This window comes from Mesorhizobium sp. CNPSo 4688 (genome assembly GCF_057784295.1).
Map to the genome: position 1 here is coordinate 131,076 of NZ_JBWLUY010000002.1, position 16,668 is coordinate 147,743.

Sequence of the window (16,668 nt, forward strand, 5' to 3'; positions counted from 1 at the left end):
CATAAGACAGCCGCGCATTGGGGCGGAAATCGGTATGACGGTGATTGCGTCCACCGGTTTACGACCGATGGTACGGATGGCCCGAGAGAATTGTCGCCGCGCGATAAAGCTGCTCGCCCAGCATGACGCGCACCAGCTGGTGCGGCCAGGTTGCCGCGCCGAACGACAGTACCAGATCGGCTTGGTCGCGCAGCGGCTGGTCGTGTCCGTCGGCGCCGCCAATGGCGATGATCAGCGCCTTGCGGCCGCCATCGCGCAGCTGGCCGATGCGGCTGGCGAAATCGTCTGAGGACAGGTTTTTGCCGCGTTCGTCGAGCAGGAACAGGGCCGTGCCCGGCTGCAGCTGCGCCTGCAGCCTCTGGCCTTCCTCGCGGCGGCGCTCATTGGCGTTCTGGGCGCGTCCCTCGGCAATCTCGGAGACACCGGAGAATTCGAGCCCGATCGCCGGGCCGCTCTTGGCGAAACGCTCGAAATAGCGGTCGGCGAGTTCTCTCTCGGGGCCGGTCTTCATCCGGCCCACGGCATGAACGAATACTTTCATCGCGCCTCTATAAGCCGCGCGAGCGGCTTAGTGGAGGGTCTCTTCCTCGAGATCCGGCGCCTGCCACATCTTTTCAAGATTGTAGAATTCGCGGACTTCGGGGCGGAAGACATGGACGATGATATCGCCTGAATCGATCAGGACCCAGTCGGCGCCGGACAACCCCTCGACGCGCGCCATGCCGAGGCCGGCATCCTTGAGCGCCTTGAGGAGATGGTCGGCGACAGCCGAGACATGACGGTGCGATCGACCCGACGCGACGACCATATAGTCGCCGAGGCTCGATTTCCCCTGAATGTCGATTGAGACAATATTTTCGGCCTTGGAGTCTTCCAGACTGGCAAGGACTGTCTTGATGGCACGGGATACGGCGTCGTCTACGCTGATCCTGGCCGGCGAAGGCACGATGTCGGCCTTCTTCCGCAGTGCTGTTCTCAGTGTATTTCCTTTCGCAGCAAGAACAACCAAATCACCCATGAAAATCAGGTGACCACCCATAGATAGGCAGAGTTCCGTTGCAGTTTCAAGACGCAGGCTCTGCCAGCGCGAACGTGGCGCCCACCTTGCGGTTCCGCCGGGCTTCAAAAAAATCGGAACCCATGGCGTCCGCAGGGGTTATCGACGCACCCGCCAACCGGAATTTCTCTGATGCCCATCGACCCCCAAAACACGCTTCTCACCGTGCAGGCCGGCCTTGCGCAACTGAGCACCCTGATCGTTTCCTATTCTTTCTCCGCCGTCGGCGCCGTCATCCTGCTGGTTGTCGGCTATCTCGTTGCCGGTCTCGCCGAACGCTCAATCTCAGCCGGGCTCGGCCATATCCATGGCTTCGACGCGACGCTGCGGCATTTCTTCTCCAAGATCGTGCGCTACGCCATTCTGATCCTGGTCGTCATCATGGTGCTCGGCCAGTTCGGCGTGCAGACGGCCTCGATCATTGCCGCGATCGGCGCCATAGGCCTTGCCATAGGCCTGGCGCTGCAAGGCACGCTGCAGAACATCGCCGCCGGCATCATGCTCCTGGCGCTCAGGCCATTCCGAATCGGCGAATATGTCGAGGTCGGGCCGATAGCTGGCACGATCGAGGAGATCGGCCTGTTTGCCACCAGACTGCGCACGACGGACGGCGTCTACGTGCTGGCGCCCAATTCGACCCTGTGGAACCAGCCGGTTCGCAATTTTACCCGCAACGGCGTGCGCCGCACCGACATCACGCTGAGCATAGGCTCGTGGAACGACATCGACCTGGCGCAGAAGACCATGCTCGGCGTCGCCGCTGGCGAGCGCCGCATCAAGCGCGAGCCGGTGCCGATCGCCTTTGTCGCCACTGTTGGCGACGCCAGTGTCGCCATCACCTTGCGCTACTGGACGTCAGCGGCGGATTTCTTCGCCACCCAGATCGATCTCACCAAACGCGTCAAGCAGGCCTTCGACGCCGAGGCCATCTCGGTTCCGGCGCCGCCGCCGGAGGCCCGGCAGGAGGCTTCCGCCACCCGACAGTAGGTTTGTGGAACCCGTCTAGCGCTGCTCTTCAGGGGCGAAAGCGAGCTCCACCGGCAGCGGCGCCTGCGCCGACATCGGCGCGAAACTGCCGGTCTCCGTGGCGGGCACGGCGCGCGTCGTCGCCACCCGCCACAGCACGAACAGGCAGAAGACGGTGGCGATGATAATCGCCACATAGATGAAGGCCTGCGTTCCATAGACAGCCGACAGCGCCGTCACGATGCCCGGCACGATGAAACCAGACAGCGACCAGGCAAACAGCAGCGAACTCGACAGCGCCACCATGTCGTCCTTGCCGGCGCGATCGGCGGCATGCGCGCTGGCCAGCGAATAGATCGATTCCGACGCGCCGTCCCAGATCACATAGATCACCACCAGCACCGCCAGCGCGCCGCCGTCGAAGCCGATGGCGAGCAGGCCGGCGACGATGGCGAGTGCTGCAGCGCCGGCCAGCACGTAGCGGCGGTCGGTACGGTCGGAGATCCAGCCGAGCGGGATCTGCAGGATCAGCGTGCCGACCGGCATGGCCGAGAGCAGCAGCGCCACATCGGCCTGGCTGTAGCCCTTGGCCGTGGCGTGGATCGGCGCGAAGCCAGAAATCGCCATCGACAGGCCGCCGACGGCCAACATGCCGGCCACGCCGACCGGTGAGATTCGCCAGGCGCGCCCAAGCGCCACCGAGGCCGCGCGAGGTGGTGGCGGTTGAGCTAGACGGGTCATCCCCACCGGCAGGATCGACACCGCGGTGAAGGCAATGCCGATCAGCGGCGCCTGCGCCGACGCGATGTCGACCGCCGCAAGCAGGGCATAGCCAACGCCGAGCCCGGCGACATAGGCGACGTAAAACACCGCCATCACCCGGCCGCGAATGGCGTTGGCTACGGCATCGTTGAGCCAGCTCTGAGCAACGATGAACAGGCCGCATATGGCAAAGCCGTAGAGAGCGCGCGCCGCGATCCACAGCAGCGGATAGGTGCCGGCGCCGATGGCCGCGTTGGAGAGCGCAATCAGCGCCGATAGCACCATGAACGCGCGGGCGTGCCCGACCCTTCTGACGAGAGGTCCTGTCAGGATGCAGCCGGCAAGGCCGCCGGCCGACAGGCCGGTGATGATCAGCCCGGCCCATGTCGGATCGAAATGCTCCACACCGAGCCGGACCGGGATATAGGCAAACATCAACCCATTACCGACCGCAATCAGCGCCATCGACACGACGACACTGGCAATGGCGATCACCGGCGCCGGCGGGGCGCCATGGTCCGGGTCGATGTGGGTCTTTGCGAACGTGGCCATATCCGCAGAGCATCGCCTACGCGGCAACGAAAGGCCGCCGCAAAAGCGACATCGGCAGGTCTTCCCTTCTCCCCTGTGGGAGAAAGGGAGGTCAGCCCTCCTTCGCAGACCTGCGAATAGCGCTCGACGACAGCGACGAGCGCGGGCCGTGAATAAAAGTCCAGGCCGGCGCCTTCATCCGCGCAAGCCTGGGCGCATCGCCTTCGTCGACGCGGGCATAGTCGAAGGTCTTGGCTACAACCGAGGACAGGAAGGACAGCGTCGCACCTGGGCGGTCGATGACGGCGATCGGGAAGGTCATGACGATCCGGCGCCAGCGCTGCCAACGGTGGAAATCTCGAAGTGAGTCGGCGCCCATGATCCAGACGAAGTCGACGCCGGGATTGCGCGCCTTGACCAGCGCCAGCGTGTCGGCGGTGAAGCGGATATGATGCGCCGCCTCGAAAGCCGTCACCTTGATCTTCGGGTTCTTGGCGATCTGCTCCGACTGAACCAGCCGGTCGCCGAGCGGCGCCAATTCCCTGGTGCTCTTCAGCGGATTGCCAGGCGTCACCATCCACCACAGCTGGTCGAGCGCCAGGCGCCGCAGCGCAATCTCGGCCACCAGCGCGTGGCCGGCATGCGGCGGGTTGAACGAGCCGCCGAACAGGCCGACGGCAAGGCCCTTCTCGGCGTGGGGCATGCGGAGATAGCGATTGGAAATAGCGCCCTTGCCCTCCCCCTTATGGGGAGGGTCGATCCGCGAAGCAGAGCGGGGTGGGGGTGTTGCGGAATTCAGCGTCGTACCCCCACCCGGCTCGCTGCGCTCGCCACCCTCCCCACAAGGGGGAGGGTAAGGCCAGCGCTCAAGGCCTCACCTGTCCCGACCCGCGCACGCGGTATTTGAACGAGGTCAGCTGTTCGACGCCGACCGGTCCGCGCGCATGCATCTTGCCGGTGGCGATGCCGATCTCGGCGCCCATGCCGAACTCGCCGCCGTCGGCGAACTGGGTCGAGGCATTGTGCAAGAGGATCGCCGAATCGATCTCGTTGAAGAAGCGCTCCACCGCCTTTGCATCCTCGGCGATGATTGCCTCGGTATGATGCGAGGAGAACGTTTCGATATGGTCGATGGCGCCGGCAATGCCGTCGACCAGCTTCACCGCGATGATGGCGTCGAGATATTCGGTCACCCAGTCGGCATCGGTCGCCGGCTTGGCGTCGAAGAACAGCTTCATCACGTCGAGATCGGCATGGATTTCGCAGCCGGCAGCGCGCAGCGCGTCGAGGATCGGCACCAGATGGGTGGACGCCACGGCACGGTCGACCAGCAACGTCTCGGCGGCGCCGCAGACGCCGGTGCGGCGCATCTTGGCGTTGACGGCGATCTTCACCGCCATGTCGAGGTCGGCCGAGCGGTCGATATAGAGATGGCAGATGCCTTCGAGGTGGGCAAAGACCGGCACCCGCGCCTCGCTCTGCACGCGCCCGACCAGGCTTTTGCCGCCACGCGGAATGATGACGTCGAGATTGCCGGAAAGCCCCTTCAGCATTTCGCCGACGGCGGCGCGGTCGGTGGTCGGCACCAGTTGGATGGCGTCTTCCGGCAGTCCGGCGGCCTTCAGCCCCTCGACCAGGCAGGCATGGATGGCAGCGGAGGAATTGAGCGAGTCCGAGCCGCCGCGCAGGATCACCGGATTGCCGGCCTTGAGGCAGAGAGCGCCGGCATCGGCCGTCACATTCGGCCGGCTCTCATAGATGACGCCGACAACGCCGAGCGGCGTGCGCACGCGCTCGATCTGCAGGCCGTTCGGCCGCTCCCAGGCAGCGATCACATCGCCGACCGGATCCTTGAGTTCGGCGATTTCACGAATGCCGTCAGCCATGGCGCGGATGCGCGCCGGATCGAGCTTCAACCGGTCCATGAAGGAGGTGGACAAGCCCGATTCATGGCCATTCGAGACATCGATGGCGTTGGCGTCGAGAATCTCCTGCTCACGCGAAATGATCGCCTCGGCCATGGCAACGAGCGCGGCATTCTTGGCGGCGGCGGTGGCGATGGCCAACGGTCGGGCGGCGGCGCGGGCGCGGCGACCGATATCGGCCATCAGCGCGATGGTGTCATCCCCGGATTTTTCATGCAGCTTCAGCATGGCTCATCCTCCGCTCACGTCGCCTCCGGCCCATAGCGGATCGGCAGCCCGTATCTGGTCACCCGCGCCGCTCACCACAAGGTCGTCGCGGTGGATCATCGCCGAGCGCGCCTCGTAGCCGAGCACGGTTTCGATCTCGGCTGTCTTCAGGCCAGCGATCCTTACGGCATCTGCGGCATCGTAGGCAACCAGCCCGCGCGCGATCTCGCGGCCCTCGGGCGACAGGATCGCCACCGTATCGCCGCGCGAAAAGTTGCCGCTGACCAGCCTGACGCCTGCCGGCAGCAGCGATTTGCCGGACAGCAGCGCGCCGATGGCGCCGGCATCGACGGTGAGCCGCCCCGCGGGTTCGAGCTGGCCGGCGATCCAGGTCTTGTAGCCTTTGACCGGATTGGCGCTCGGCCTGAAGAAGGTCGCGCGCTCGCCGCGTTCGATCGCCATCAGCGGTGACAGCCTGGTGCCCGAGGTTATGATCATGGCGGTGCCGGCGGCGGTAGCGATCTTGCCGGCGTCGAGCTTGGTGCGCATGCCGCCACGCGACAGTTCGGACGCGGCCGCCCCCGCCATCGCCTCAATGTCAGGCGTGATACGGTCGACCACGGAGATGAACCTCGCCTGCGGATCGCGCGCCGGCGGTGCGGTGTAGAGCCCGTCAATATCGGAGAGCAGCACCAGAAGATCGGCGCCCATCATCGTCGCCACCCGCGCCGCCAGCCGGTCATTGTCACCATAGCGGATTTCGGAGGTCGCTACCGTGTCGTTCTCGTTGATGACCGGCACCGCCTTCATCTTGAGCAGGGTCGAGATGGTCGCGCGCGCATTGAGATAGCGGCGGCGCTCTTCGGTGTCGCCGAGCGTCAGCAGGATCTGGCCCGATTTCAGCCCGCCCTTGCCGAGTGCATCCGACCATGCGCCGGCCAGCGCGATCTGCCCGACGGCGGCCGCCGCCTGGCTCTCTTCAAGCTTCAATGCCCGCTTGCCGAGACCGAGAATGGTGCGGCCGAGTGCAATGGCGCCGGACGACACGACCAGGATTTCGGCGCCACCACTGGCGAGCACCGCAATGTCGTCGGCCAGCGAGGCCAGCCAATCGCGCTTCAGGCCGCTGGCGCGATCGACCAGCAGAGCCGAACCGATCTTGACCGTGATGCGCCGGTATTTCTTAAGCGATTGCGCCGTCATCGTTATGAATTCCAGCGGGTCTCGACGGGAGCTGCGGCCCTGTCGCGCGCTTCGCCTACCACCGCCATCAGCGCGCGCAGCACCGCCTCGACGCCTTCGCCGGTGACGGCCGACAGAAGCATCGGCGCGCGGCCGGCGGCGCGCTTCAGCGACGCCGCCTTCTTCTTGCGCGCATCGGCGTCGAGGATATCGACCTGGCTGAGCGCGACGATCTCGACCTTGTCAGTCAAACCGTTTCCGTAAGCCTCAAGCTCGGCGCGCACGGTCTTGTAGGCCTTGCCCGGGTTTTCCTCCTGCGCCGAGACCAGATGCAGCAAAACCCGCGTGCGCTCGACATGGCCCAGGAAACGGTCGCCGATGCCGACGCCCTCATGCGCGCCTTCGATCAGGCCCGGGATGTCGGCGATGACGAACTCGCGCGCGTCGATGCGGGCGACGCCGAGGCCGGGATGCAGCGTGGTGAAAGGATAGTCGGCGATTTTCGGCTTGGCCGCGGTCACCGCAGCCAGGAATGTCGACTTGCCGGCATTGGGCAAGCCGACCAGCCCGGCATCGGCAATCAGCTTCAGCCGCAGCCAGATATTCATCTCTTCGCCGGGCAGGCCGGGATTGGCGCGGCGCGGCGCCTGGTTGGTCGAGGTCTTGAAATGCTGGTTGCCGAAACCGCCATTGCCGCCCTTGGCGAGCAGGAAGCGCTGGCCGACCACGGTCAGGTCGCAGATCAGCGTCTCATTGTCCTCGGCAAACACCTGGGTTCCGGCCGGCACTTTCAGCGTCACGTCGGCGCCCTTGGCGCCGGTCATGTTGCGGCCCATGCCGTGGACGCCGGTCTTGGCCTTGAAATGCTGCTGGTAGCGATAGTCGATCAGCGTGTTCAGCCCGTTGACGGCTTCCAGCCAGACATCGCCGCCGCGGCCGCCATCGCCGCCGTCGGGGCCGCCGAACTCGATGAATTTTTCGCGCCGGAACGACACCGAACCGGCGCCGCCGTCGCCGGAGCGGATATAGACCTTGGCTTGATCGAGAAATTTCATTGGACTACGCAGTTTCTGCCGTTGGCCTTGCGGCTTTGCTCTAACCTTGCGCCTTGCTCTAAACCAAGGCGGACCGAAGGGCGAGGCCGATTTGCGACTAAAGCGCCGGATGCCCTTTTGCCGGGGACGCGGTAGCGGTGTTCGCGGGACGGAGCGTGGGGGGCGCGGGAATGAAGGTTGTCACCTATAACATCCAGTACGGCATCGGTCTCGATGGCCGCTACGATCTCGGCCGCATCACCGATGCGGTGCGCGGCGCCGACGTCATCGCGCTGCAGGAAGTGACCCGCAACAACCCGCGGAACGGCAACCGTGACATGGTGGCCGAGATCGGCGAGGCGCTGCCCGAGTATTTTGCCGCCTATGGCAGCAATTTCGAGGTCAATGTCGGCTCGCGCCTGGAGGCCGGCCGCGCCATCACCACAACCTTCCAGCTCGGCAACATGGTGCTGTCGAAGACACCCATCCAACTGTCGCGCAATCTGCTTTTGCCACGTAGCCGCAGCCTGGAGGCTATGAACTTCCAGCGCGGCGCGCTCGAGGCGCTGGTCGAGACCCCGCTCGGCTTCGTCCGCTTCTATTCCACCCATCTCGACCATCGCAGTCCTGTTGAACGCGCCAGCCAGATCCGTTTTCTGCGCCAGCGCCTGTTGAACTATGCTCTCGAAGGCGGCGGTCTCTCCGGCATCCCCGAGATCGGCCTGCCGGACCTGCCCTATCCCGAAGCCTTCATCGTCATGGGCGACTTCAACATGCTTCCCGGCTCCTCGGAGTATGTCGAACTCGTCGGCCGTCCGGACCATGAGTTCGGCATGCCGCTGACCGCCGATCTCGCCGTCGATGTCGCCCAGCGCCTCAACGCGCCGGACATCGTCACCTGGGTCGATCCCAACCGGCCGCAAGACACAAGCCGCCACAAACGCATCGACTACATCTTCACCTCGGCCTCACTCGCCGGATCGCTGAAGCGCCTGTGGGTCGACCAGAGAGCCGTCGGTTCCGATCATCTCCCGGTCTGGGTCGAGATGGGCTGAGTTGAGCCCGATCCACAACCGACGTTTCCAAACCTGTCGTTTGGAACCACGCGCTTAGGTGCGTTGAGATTCAGGCCAGGCCGAGTCGAGAATGGTGGCTTCCGAGAACCGGAGCGGAGCGTACTTAAGTACGTGAGCACCGGAAGCGCAGGAAGCCGCCATTCGCAGACCGGCCTCGCCTGAATATCAATACACCTAGAAGTGGACCCAATTTCGGAGACTAATCCACGTCTTGCGATCCAGCCTATACCGCTCGACCGGCACCTGGCCGGCGACGATCGAGTTCAGCATGCCCTGGCCGGCATACTGGAAGCCGCACTTGTGGATGACCCGGCGCGAGGCCGGATTGATGACCCTGGTCGAAGCCTGCAGCACCTGCGTTGACGTCCGCTGGAAGGCGAGATCAACCAGCGCATGCGCGGCCTCCGTCGCATAGCCGCGCTTCCAGTAGGGCTCGCCAATCCAGTAGCCAAGCTCTAGCCCGCGATCGGTCATGTTGAGGCCGGCGCAGCCAACGAAAGTGTCGGTGCCCGCTAGCGTCAGAGCGTACGCAATTCCGGCCCGCCGCGATCTTGTCATGGCCAGGAAGGCGCGTGCCTCGGCCTCGCCATAGGGGTGCGGCATGCGGGCCAGCATTTCGGCGACATGACGGTTGTCGGCAAGCTCGACCAGTTGCGCGATATCGGCTTCGCAAGGCGCCCGCATCACCAGCCGTTCCGTGGCCAGCGCCGGGCAGTCTATCGCGTAACTTTCGTCTTCGGTGTCTTCCGCTTCGGCAACCATTTTCAGTCCTCCAGGCAAGAAAAAAGGGGAGATGGAAAACCCATCTCCCCTGATCCTTTTCCTGGCCCGATCCATTCATTGGTTGGCCAGACACCGGTTCCCGAGATGGGCGCCGGTTTTGTAGTGCGGAACCGGCTACTCCGCGGCTTTGGTAATCGGGTTGACCGATACGTAGGTTCGGCCGTTGGCTTTTTTGTTGAAGGTGACTGCGCCGGTCTCGAGCGCAAAAAGGGTGTGGTCCGTGCCCATGCCGACATTGACGCCGGGATGCCAGGTGGTGCCGCGTTGACGGATGATGATGTTGCCCGGGATGACGGCTTCGCCGCCGAACTTCTTCACGCCCAGGCGCTTGGAATGCGAGTCGCGACCGTTGCGCGACGAGCCGCCAGCTTTCTTGTGTGCCATCTAACTAACTCCGATGCGCCTCAAGAGGCGCTTGAATGGTCTTATGAACGCGTTCGCGTTCCGTTTCAAGTCCGATCCGGCGACCTTATCGCCGGAAAAATTACTTCTTCGCCAGCTCCTTGGCCTGCTCGCGCCAGTCCTTGATCTGGTCGGCGCTGAAGGGCATGTGCTCGTCGATCTTGGCGACATCCTTGTCGGTCAGCTTGGCCAGCTGCGCGAAGGTGATGATGCCCTGTTCGGCCAGATCCTTGGCGGCGACCGGGCCGATGCCCTTGATCACGGTCAGGTCGTCCGGCTCGCCCTTCGGCGCCTTGAACAGCGGCGCAGCGACGGTGGTCTCGGTCTTGGCCTCTGCCTTCGGGGCAGCCTCTGCCTTGGCTTCCTTCTTGGCCTTGGCTTCCTTCGGCGCGGCCTCGGCCTTCGCCTCGGGCGCTACGTCTGCCTTGGCTTCCGGCGCCTTGGCTTCGACCTTGGCGGCAGCCTTCTTGGAAGGCTTGGCGCCACCCAGCAGGATCTCGGCGATCCTGACCGTGGTTAGAAGCTGGCGGTGGCCGATCTTGCGGCGCGAATTCTGCCGGCGGCGCTTCTTGAAAGCGATGACGGTGCGGTTCTTGCCCTGCTCGACGACTTCCGCCGTGACCAGAGCGCCATCGACGAACGGTGCGCCGAAGGTGACATTTTCGCCCTCGCCATGCGCGAGAACGCTGCCGATTTCGACGATATCGCCGACATTGGCTTCGAGCTTTTCGATCTTCAGGAGATCGTTGGCGGCAACGCGATACTGCTTACCGCCCGTTTTAATGACTGCGAACATTTTTTGCCTTTCGCTGTTCGGTCGGCCTTGATGAACCGCCTCTGGCGGTTCGGCCGTCTTTTTGTCAGTCTGCGGGTTCAAAAAACAAGCGGCGCGGAAGAACCCTCCACGCCGATTGCGCGCTTCCCCTAACCGAAGGTTTGGCTGAAGTCAAGGCAAACGGCCCGATTCCCTGCTGCTCCGGTCCTTGCTCCAGAACGCGGGCTGACGCCGCCTGTCGACGCCGCCAATGCCTGATCAGGCAAGGCCCGCACAGGAAGCTGAATTTCCCCGCGGATTTGGCCTTGTAACCTGCCCGCCCAGCCGTTATCTAGTGCGCCGCGCCGGCAACGGCCGACCATGACCGCGGAGAGGTGGCAGAGTGGTCGAATGCACCGCACTCGAAATGCGGCATGGGTGCAAGCCCATCGGGGGTTCGAATCCCTCCCTCTCCGCCAGATTTCTCTCCTAACAGATTGATTTTGTGGGATAGTTGTCGACGCCGCCTGCCTCCTTCCCAATGCGTTTCCCAAGGAAAATGCACCGAAGGCGACTTGGATTATGCACCGCTTTTCTGACCGTACCGAAAGCCTGATCCTCGGGAGATTCTCCCGTCGCGCCCTACGGCGAGGTCATCATGTGGCCCGACGATCTGGAGTCGCAGGAAGTGCTGGTGAGGAGCGGGCTATGATAAATCCAAACGCCGTGCTCGACCCTCTACCAGCAGCGATCGAGCCGAGCAACGACATGATCGTTCTGCCGTTCCACCACGCTTGCCGCAACAACTTCGGCATGATCGCTCTCCGCACCGAAGATGATTTCATGCTCGTCTCGCCGTCGCACTACCCTGAGCGCTACCCGCCGGCTCTTGCATTCAATAGGTCCGACGCCCACCATTTTAGCCCGCTGCCGCAACGGTTGCGGGCTTTTCATTTGGCGGTGGGGACTAGCGGGATAGCGGGCAAAATGCCGTCGCTTTCGAGTGTCAGCAGATGTGGTAAGGTTGATCGTCGGCGAGTGGCAGAGGTCCAGCAACAATGACTTTGAGACGAACCAGAGCTTACGGCACATCCGGCTTGGTTCTAGCGGTTTGCATTGTATTTGCTTGGCAGAACGCCGCTGCCGCTCAAAATTGCGACGCAGCCGCGACGCCTGGCGTCAATTGGCAGGACTGTGACAAAAAGCTTCTCATCCTAAAAGGAGAGGACCTGAGCGGGGCGAACCTGATCGGCGTTGATTTCACTTCGACCGACCTCAGGAACAGCAATCTCCTTGCGGCAAATTTTGAGAAGGCAACGCTTGTGCGTGCTTCCCTGGCCGACTCGACCGCCAAAGGCGCCCGGTTCGACAAAATCGAGGCCTACAGGACCGACTTCAGCCATATGGACGCGCAGGGCGCTGTGTTTACGGGCGCGGAAGTGCAGCGCTCGAATTTCGAGGACGCCAATCTGACCAATGTTGATTTCACAAAGGCGGAATTGGGGCGAGCGCAGTTCCATGACGCCGATATCAGCGGCAGCCGTTTTTCGTTTGCCAATCTCGCGCGGGCGGACTTCCGAGGAGCGACGTTCACCGCGCCGATAGACTTTGACCGCGCTTTTTTCTTTCTGACCCGTATCGAGGGCCTCGATCTTTCCAATTCGGCGGGTCTATCCCAGTGGCAGCTCAACATGGCTTGCGGAGACGCCCGGACCAAGTTGCCTTCTGGCTTGACGAAGCCTGAAGATTGGCCCTGTAGCGAGCCATAGGCTCGGCGCCCTGTCGCTGCCGGGGCTGAAATCGCCAAGCGCGCCCTTGCGGGGGCGAAGCTTGCCCATCATGCTTTAGCGCATCAATTTGGGAGGCGGCGGCGATGACTGAACGTGAGCACGAGATACTCGCAAATGCTTGGGCGCAGGCAACCGGAGCGCAACAGATCCTGCAGGCGCTTCTCATCATGCTGAAAAAGTCTGGCACGTCGCGCGAGTTTTTGGAGCAGGTGTTTGATCTCGCGGCTCAGCCGTCTGAGGCCATGGCGTTGAGCGACGATCAGACGACTCGGGCGATCGCAGTGAGGACGGCTCAGATCGTGGATCACTTTCGCGCTAACGTCCTTGGTTGACGATTGAACCTCGTCCCGCTCGGAGTAGCCGCTTGCCTCCTGATGGCCGGCATGGGCGCCCATATGCTGTTTCGCTGGCGCCTTTTCGTGAGGAGACTATGGGCAAGCATTTCCGCGACGAACAGATCGAGGAATTCCTAAAAGCCTACGTCGCGAGGTTCCCGGACGCCGTAGAGCGAATGGAACATGTCATGTTGAATCCGTTCGACGATAATGACGAGCTGATGTCCCAGAACTTCCGCGAGATTTATCAGGTCGCACAGTCGATGGAATTCTTCACGGCATACGCGACGCATGAGCCGAGTGCGATCCATCATTTGGTCAGGGACGTCGCGAGACGTGTGTCGGATGGGCTTGGCCCTATGGGATCGAGAAAAATCAAATATTGACGCGCCGCCTGGCCTGGATAGCAAGATGCCCCACCGGAATCAGCCGGTGGGGCTCTTAGAACAGCCCACTTAGGGACTAGCTGAAGGGCTGTTCGGCGGTGTGACCCGGGGAGGATCACATGTGCAATTTAACGCCTTCCTTTGCCCGGCACATCGGCCGAACAGATGACGACGGTCCCCGTGCCTTGGACTCCCGCATAACAAATGATGCTGCGATCATGCTGTTAGGGGTGTAGGGTCGCTCGTCGTCCGCTTCCACCGGCATGTGGACGCTTGGGAGCCAACTCAGGTGCTTTCGCCCCGCCAGGGATAGAAAGCCATGGTTGAAGTTGCCCCGGACCCAGGTCCTGATTCCGTTGAGATCACCGATTGCCACGGCGAGTGGTTTGTCCTCGTTGTGCGAAACGGCAAAGCAAGTATCAGCAGTTTTGAGAGTGAATTCTACGCTCGCTCTTTCGCCGAGGTTCAGCGGACCGGCTTAGGTCTCCCTCCAAGAAAGAAGTCCCAATGAGCAAGCCCCAAAGTTCTACCGATCCTGCCTCAACTACCCGTACGACACGGCGGATTTTGCCGAGAAGCACGGTCTGTCACTCAGGGCGGCAGACGTCAGGCTTCAGTAAGGCTTAAGCCCAGGTTCAGGAGGCGGCGCGTTCGGGTCGGGGCAATCAGACAATTGCTCACACGCAGGAGGCCGATCGCCAACTCCGCCATAACGTTCCACCAGTTTTGCGAATCCGTAGGCGAAGGCGAAAAGAAGCGCCAGGACAGCCACTATTCGGACGGCCATGCGAGATTATAGCACGATCATCCCGGCGCGTTTGTTTAGGCTTCACGAACGTAATATGATCTCTTGCCAGCCGGCACCCATTGCCGGTTAGGCCCGGTGGTCAAACCCCAAGCCCCCCGCCCTTGACCGCTGGGCCGCCGGTAGCCTCGCCAGCGCGCATTTATGCCGACCGCTGTCTGCCAATGTTGGCGCGACCGGAAAGTGTATCGTTTTACTCAATTTCCAATTGCTGGACTCGCGCGATGCGTCGGTAGTTTAATTTTTGCATCAGGCCAAGGAGTGGAAGGGTCACGAACTGGGAGGAACTAGACACATGGATTTCGAATTCGACATCCGCCATCCGTCTGACGATCAGCCGTACGAAATCACCTCTTTCGCCCAAAAGTACGGCCTTACGATCCCAATTGCGGACGCCGTGCTCTTCGCCAAAGGACCGTCGCGGACGGCATGCGACGCTGCCGCACTGGCTTTCCTCTGCGCTATTGCCGCACAAGCCAAGAGACAGAGGGCGCAATAGGCCCGCCAGGCGGCCGGCGGGGCTCCTACGCCCGCGAAGCCCTCCGCGCATCCCGGTGCCCGCCTGTGGGCGCCATGCACTGCAACGCCATACCGCGGGAAAGCCGTTCCTACTTGTCGAGCCATGGCCCGAAATGACCGGGCGGCAGTGACGCCTTGTTGCGTAGCAGCCAGCGCCCGATCGGCGCCTGCTAGGCGACGAGGCCTTGCCTGATTTGGTTTACCTCTTCGATCGGGACCGGATGCCCGGTGAGGAAGCCCTGCATCAAATCTACCCCCAGGCGCTGCAGCAATATGTACTGCTCTTCCGTTTCAACGCCCTCGGCGAGCACGACATGGCCGAGATTGCGAAGCAGTCCGACCATGTCCCTCAACAGGCTAAGGCCATGAGACGTCTGGCAATCGTGGAGGAAGCTGCGGTCGATCTTGACCACGTCGAATTTGAAACGGCGGAGCCATGTAAGGCCAGCAAATCCCGTTCCGAAGTCGTCCAGCCAGATCTGAACGCCCAATTTTCGCAGCCGCTCCACGTTTCTTACCGCTTGCGCCTCCAGAAAGATGTCACTGCCTTCGGTGATTTCGATGGCCAGTTTCTGTGGCGCGAGGCCGTGCCGACCAAGGATTTCGGTGATCCGGAGTGAAAAGTTAGGAACCTTGAGCTGAAAGACAGATACGTTCACGGTCACGACCGAGCCCAATCCGTATTCGGCCATGTCACCGCAGGCTCGATCGACCAGCCACGTACCCAGTTCCACTATCGCGCCGGTTTGCTCGGCAACGGGTATGAATACGGACGGACTGATCATGGTACCGTCGAAGTCACATACCCGCATCAGCGTCTCGTGGCCCAGCACTCGTCCAGACGCCAGGTCGCAAATTGGCTGGTAGGCGACAGAAACGAGCTGGTTGGAAACTGCCAGCTTCAGCAGTTCCGAGAGATTTTCGCCGGAGCGATCCCGGCCGGTGGCGTGCGGGTCGTAAATTGTGAACGTAGCCCGACCCGCAAACTTGGACGCGTAGAGCGCGCGGTCAGCTTCCTGCAGCAGGATTCGAAGTTCTATGCTCTGATCGGCGCGCGTCAACGAGGCTCCGGCACTGATCGTGACAATGTTGAGCTTGTCACCCCGATCAGGGTGGTAGATGTCCAAGTCCTCCACAGCGCGACAAAATTGCTGCGTTATTTCGTGAAGGTGAGCCCGTCCGGTGACCTTGCAGAGAATGACGAATTCTTCTCCGCCATAGCGTGCCGCGACGGCGTTGTTCGAAGCCGCTATTTCGGAAAGGACCTGGGCGAGTTTGATCAGACAATCGTCGCCGGCTTGATGACCAAGTCCGTCATTGAACCTTTTGAAGTAGTCGACGTCGATCAGAATGAGGCCTATCTCGTCGTCGTCCGCGACCCAGTCTTCGCGCAGCTCCGAGAACTCTCGAATGATCGCTCTCCGGTTTTTCATCCCCGTGAGCGGATCCGTGTCCGCGATCTCGGTTAGCTTCTGCCCCTTCCTTATCGCAGCCTGCTCCTGGAACTGCGCCCGAAGTGCGTGCAGGAAAGTCTGGTACCGCTCCAGGCTAAGTCGCCAGGAAAGATACAGCGACAACACCAGACAATTCACGAAATAGGCCGACAGCACGACTCGGCCCACGATCTCGGCCTGGAGGAAGAACAGCGCGGCGCACACAAAGCTTGCGGCGACCGTCGCGGAGGCAATGGCCGAAAGCCAAAACCGGAAGTTGAAGAACAAATTCGCACCCAGGATAAACACGGTGCCAAAAACCATGAAATGGGAGAGGGCATCCTGATGCTCTGTTCCAAGAGCGGAGACGAGCCATCCAAGGGCCCCGGATACAATCGCCAACGCCGCTACAAGGTGCAAGGTGGCAAGGGCGAAGCCCCGTCGGGCGACAAATTCGACAAGCGCCAGGGAAGTGAGCCCTAGCACAACGCGGGTCAAAACAAGCCGATCGGCGATATCCGGAAAAAGAAACCAATCGAAGAGGCCGTAGGCCACATAGCTGACTACAGCAGCCGCAATACCCCATCGCACGAGCCTGCGATTTTCATCCGCATCTTTCTGCAGGAACAGCGCCAGGAGTTCCGGATCGGCCGAATGCCACCGCGGGCGTGCAATCGCCACCGCCACCTTCTGGGCAACGTCCTCGCTCAGTTGCATTGCA

18 protein-coding genes and 1 tRNA gene are annotated in these 16,668 nt (G+C 62.3%); 8 read left to right on the forward strand and 11 right to left on the reverse strand.

The genetic code is table 11. The features are described 5' to 3' along the window. Positions 1-58: 58 nt before the first annotated feature. Both rlmH and rsfS read right to left on the reverse strand, forming a co-directional pair. Positions 59-541, reverse strand: coding sequence for a 23S rRNA (pseudouridine(1915)-N(3))-methyltransferase RlmH (gene rlmH / locus AC04SH_RS03680; protein WP_488573971.1), 483 nt, complete (start codon positions 539-541; stop codon positions 59-61). Between the two features lie 27 nt (positions 542-568). Further along, positions 569-946, reverse strand: a complete 378-nt coding sequence (rsfS, locus tag AC04SH_RS03685) for a ribosome silencing factor (protein WP_112559829.1) — start codon at positions 944-946, stop codon at positions 569-571. Positions 947-1,189: 243 nt separating this feature from the next. On the opposite strand from rsfS, the gene AC04SH_RS03690 reads away from it, so the two are divergent. After that, positions 1,190-2,044, forward strand: a complete 855-nt coding sequence (locus tag AC04SH_RS03690) for a mechanosensitive ion channel family protein (RefSeq protein WP_488573972.1) — start codon at positions 1,190-1,192, stop codon at positions 2,042-2,044. A 15-nt stretch (positions 2,045-2,059) separates the two neighbouring features. On the opposite strand, the gene AC04SH_RS03695 is transcribed toward AC04SH_RS03690, so the two are convergent. From AC04SH_RS03695 to obgE, 5 genes are all read right to left on the reverse strand, one after another. Then, the gene (locus AC04SH_RS03695) at positions 2,060-3,337 is read right to left on the reverse strand and encodes an MFS transporter (protein ID WP_488573973.1); all 1,278 of its coding nucleotides are present in this window, start codon (positions 3,335-3,337) and stop codon (positions 2,060-2,062) included. Positions 3,338-3,428: 91 nt separating this feature from the next. Continuing rightward, entirely contained in the window at positions 3,429-4,019 is a 591-nt protein-coding gene (locus AC04SH_RS03700) for a nicotinate-nucleotide adenylyltransferase (protein WP_488573974.1), read from the reverse strand. Positions 4,020-4,182: 163 nt separating this feature from the next. Further along, complete coding sequence (locus AC04SH_RS03705; RefSeq protein WP_488573975.1) at positions 4,183-5,469, reverse strand: glutamate-5-semialdehyde dehydrogenase; 1,287 nt, start codon at positions 5,467-5,469, stop codon at positions 4,183-4,185. 3 nt (positions 5,470-5,472) lie between these two features. Further along, complete coding sequence (gene proB / locus AC04SH_RS03710) at positions 5,473-6,651, reverse strand: glutamate 5-kinase (RefSeq protein ID WP_488573976.1); 1,179 nt, start codon at positions 6,649-6,651, stop codon at positions 5,473-5,475. A 2-nt stretch (positions 6,652-6,653) separates the two neighbouring features. Next, positions 6,654-7,685 (reverse strand): GTPase ObgE, encoded by a 1,032-nt coding sequence (gene obgE, locus AC04SH_RS03715; protein ID WP_477235212.1) that lies wholly within the window; start codon positions 7,683-7,685, stop codon positions 6,654-6,656. Positions 7,686-7,855: 170 nt separating this feature from the next. On the opposite strand from obgE, the gene AC04SH_RS03720 reads away from it, so the two are divergent. Next, complete coding sequence (locus AC04SH_RS03720) at positions 7,856-8,719, forward strand: endonuclease/exonuclease/phosphatase family protein (RefSeq protein WP_488573977.1); 864 nt, start codon at positions 7,856-7,858, stop codon at positions 8,717-8,719. Positions 8,720-8,914: 195 nt separating this feature from the next. On the opposite strand, the gene AC04SH_RS03725 is transcribed toward AC04SH_RS03720, so the two are convergent. From AC04SH_RS03725 to AC04SH_RS03735, 3 genes are all read right to left on the reverse strand, one after another. Beyond that, positions 8,915-9,502: a GNAT family N-acetyltransferase gene (locus AC04SH_RS03725; protein WP_352593034.1), complete on the reverse strand. Its 588-nt coding sequence runs from the start codon at positions 9,500-9,502 to the stop codon at positions 8,915-8,917. Positions 9,503-9,637: 135 nt separating this feature from the next. Continuing rightward, on the reverse strand, positions 9,638-9,907 hold the full coding sequence (gene rpmA, locus AC04SH_RS03730) for a 50S ribosomal protein L27 (RefSeq protein WP_015315190.1): 270 nt from the start codon (positions 9,905-9,907) through the stop codon (positions 9,638-9,640). A gap of 100 nt (positions 9,908-10,007) precedes the next feature. After that, positions 10,008-10,721, reverse strand: coding sequence for a 50S ribosomal protein L21 (locus tag AC04SH_RS03735; protein ID WP_488573978.1), 714 nt, complete (start codon positions 10,719-10,721; stop codon positions 10,008-10,010). 347 nt (positions 10,722-11,068) lie between these two features. Between AC04SH_RS03735 and AC04SH_RS03740 the strand changes: the two genes are divergently transcribed. The 6 genes from AC04SH_RS03740 to AC04SH_RS03765 all read left to right on the forward strand — a co-directional run bounded on the left by AC04SH_RS03740 (position 11,069) and on the right by AC04SH_RS03765 (position 14,494). After that, a tRNA-Ser gene (locus AC04SH_RS03740) sits at positions 11,069-11,158 on the forward strand. Positions 11,159-11,387: 229 nt separating this feature from the next. Next, positions 11,388-11,741, forward strand: coding sequence for a hypothetical protein (locus AC04SH_RS03745; protein ID WP_488573979.1), 354 nt, complete (start codon positions 11,388-11,390; stop codon positions 11,739-11,741). Beyond that, entirely contained in the window at positions 11,738-12,448 is a 711-nt protein-coding gene (locus AC04SH_RS03750) for a pentapeptide repeat-containing protein (protein WP_488573980.1), read from the forward strand. The genes AC04SH_RS03745 and AC04SH_RS03750 overlap by 4 nt, the downstream gene beginning before the upstream one ends. A gap of 104 nt (positions 12,449-12,552) precedes the next feature. Next, positions 12,553-12,801, forward strand: a complete 249-nt coding sequence (locus tag AC04SH_RS03755) for a hypothetical protein (protein ID WP_488573981.1) — start codon at positions 12,553-12,555, stop codon at positions 12,799-12,801. Positions 12,802-12,899: 98 nt separating this feature from the next. Then, entirely contained in the window at positions 12,900-13,190 is a 291-nt protein-coding gene (locus tag AC04SH_RS03760; protein ID WP_112559738.1) for a hypothetical protein, read from the forward strand. A gap of 1,100 nt (positions 13,191-14,290) precedes the next feature. Beyond that, positions 14,291-14,494 (forward strand): hypothetical protein, encoded by a 204-nt coding sequence (locus tag AC04SH_RS03765; RefSeq protein WP_112559831.1) that lies wholly within the window; start codon positions 14,291-14,293, stop codon positions 14,492-14,494. Between the two features lie 190 nt (positions 14,495-14,684). Here AC04SH_RS03765 and AC04SH_RS03770 read toward each other — a convergent pair whose 3' ends face one another. Beyond that, positions 14,685-16,664, reverse strand: coding sequence for a putative bifunctional diguanylate cyclase/phosphodiesterase (locus tag AC04SH_RS03770; RefSeq protein WP_488573982.1), 1,980 nt, complete (start codon positions 16,662-16,664; stop codon positions 14,685-14,687). Positions 16,665-16,668 lie beyond the last annotated feature (4 nt).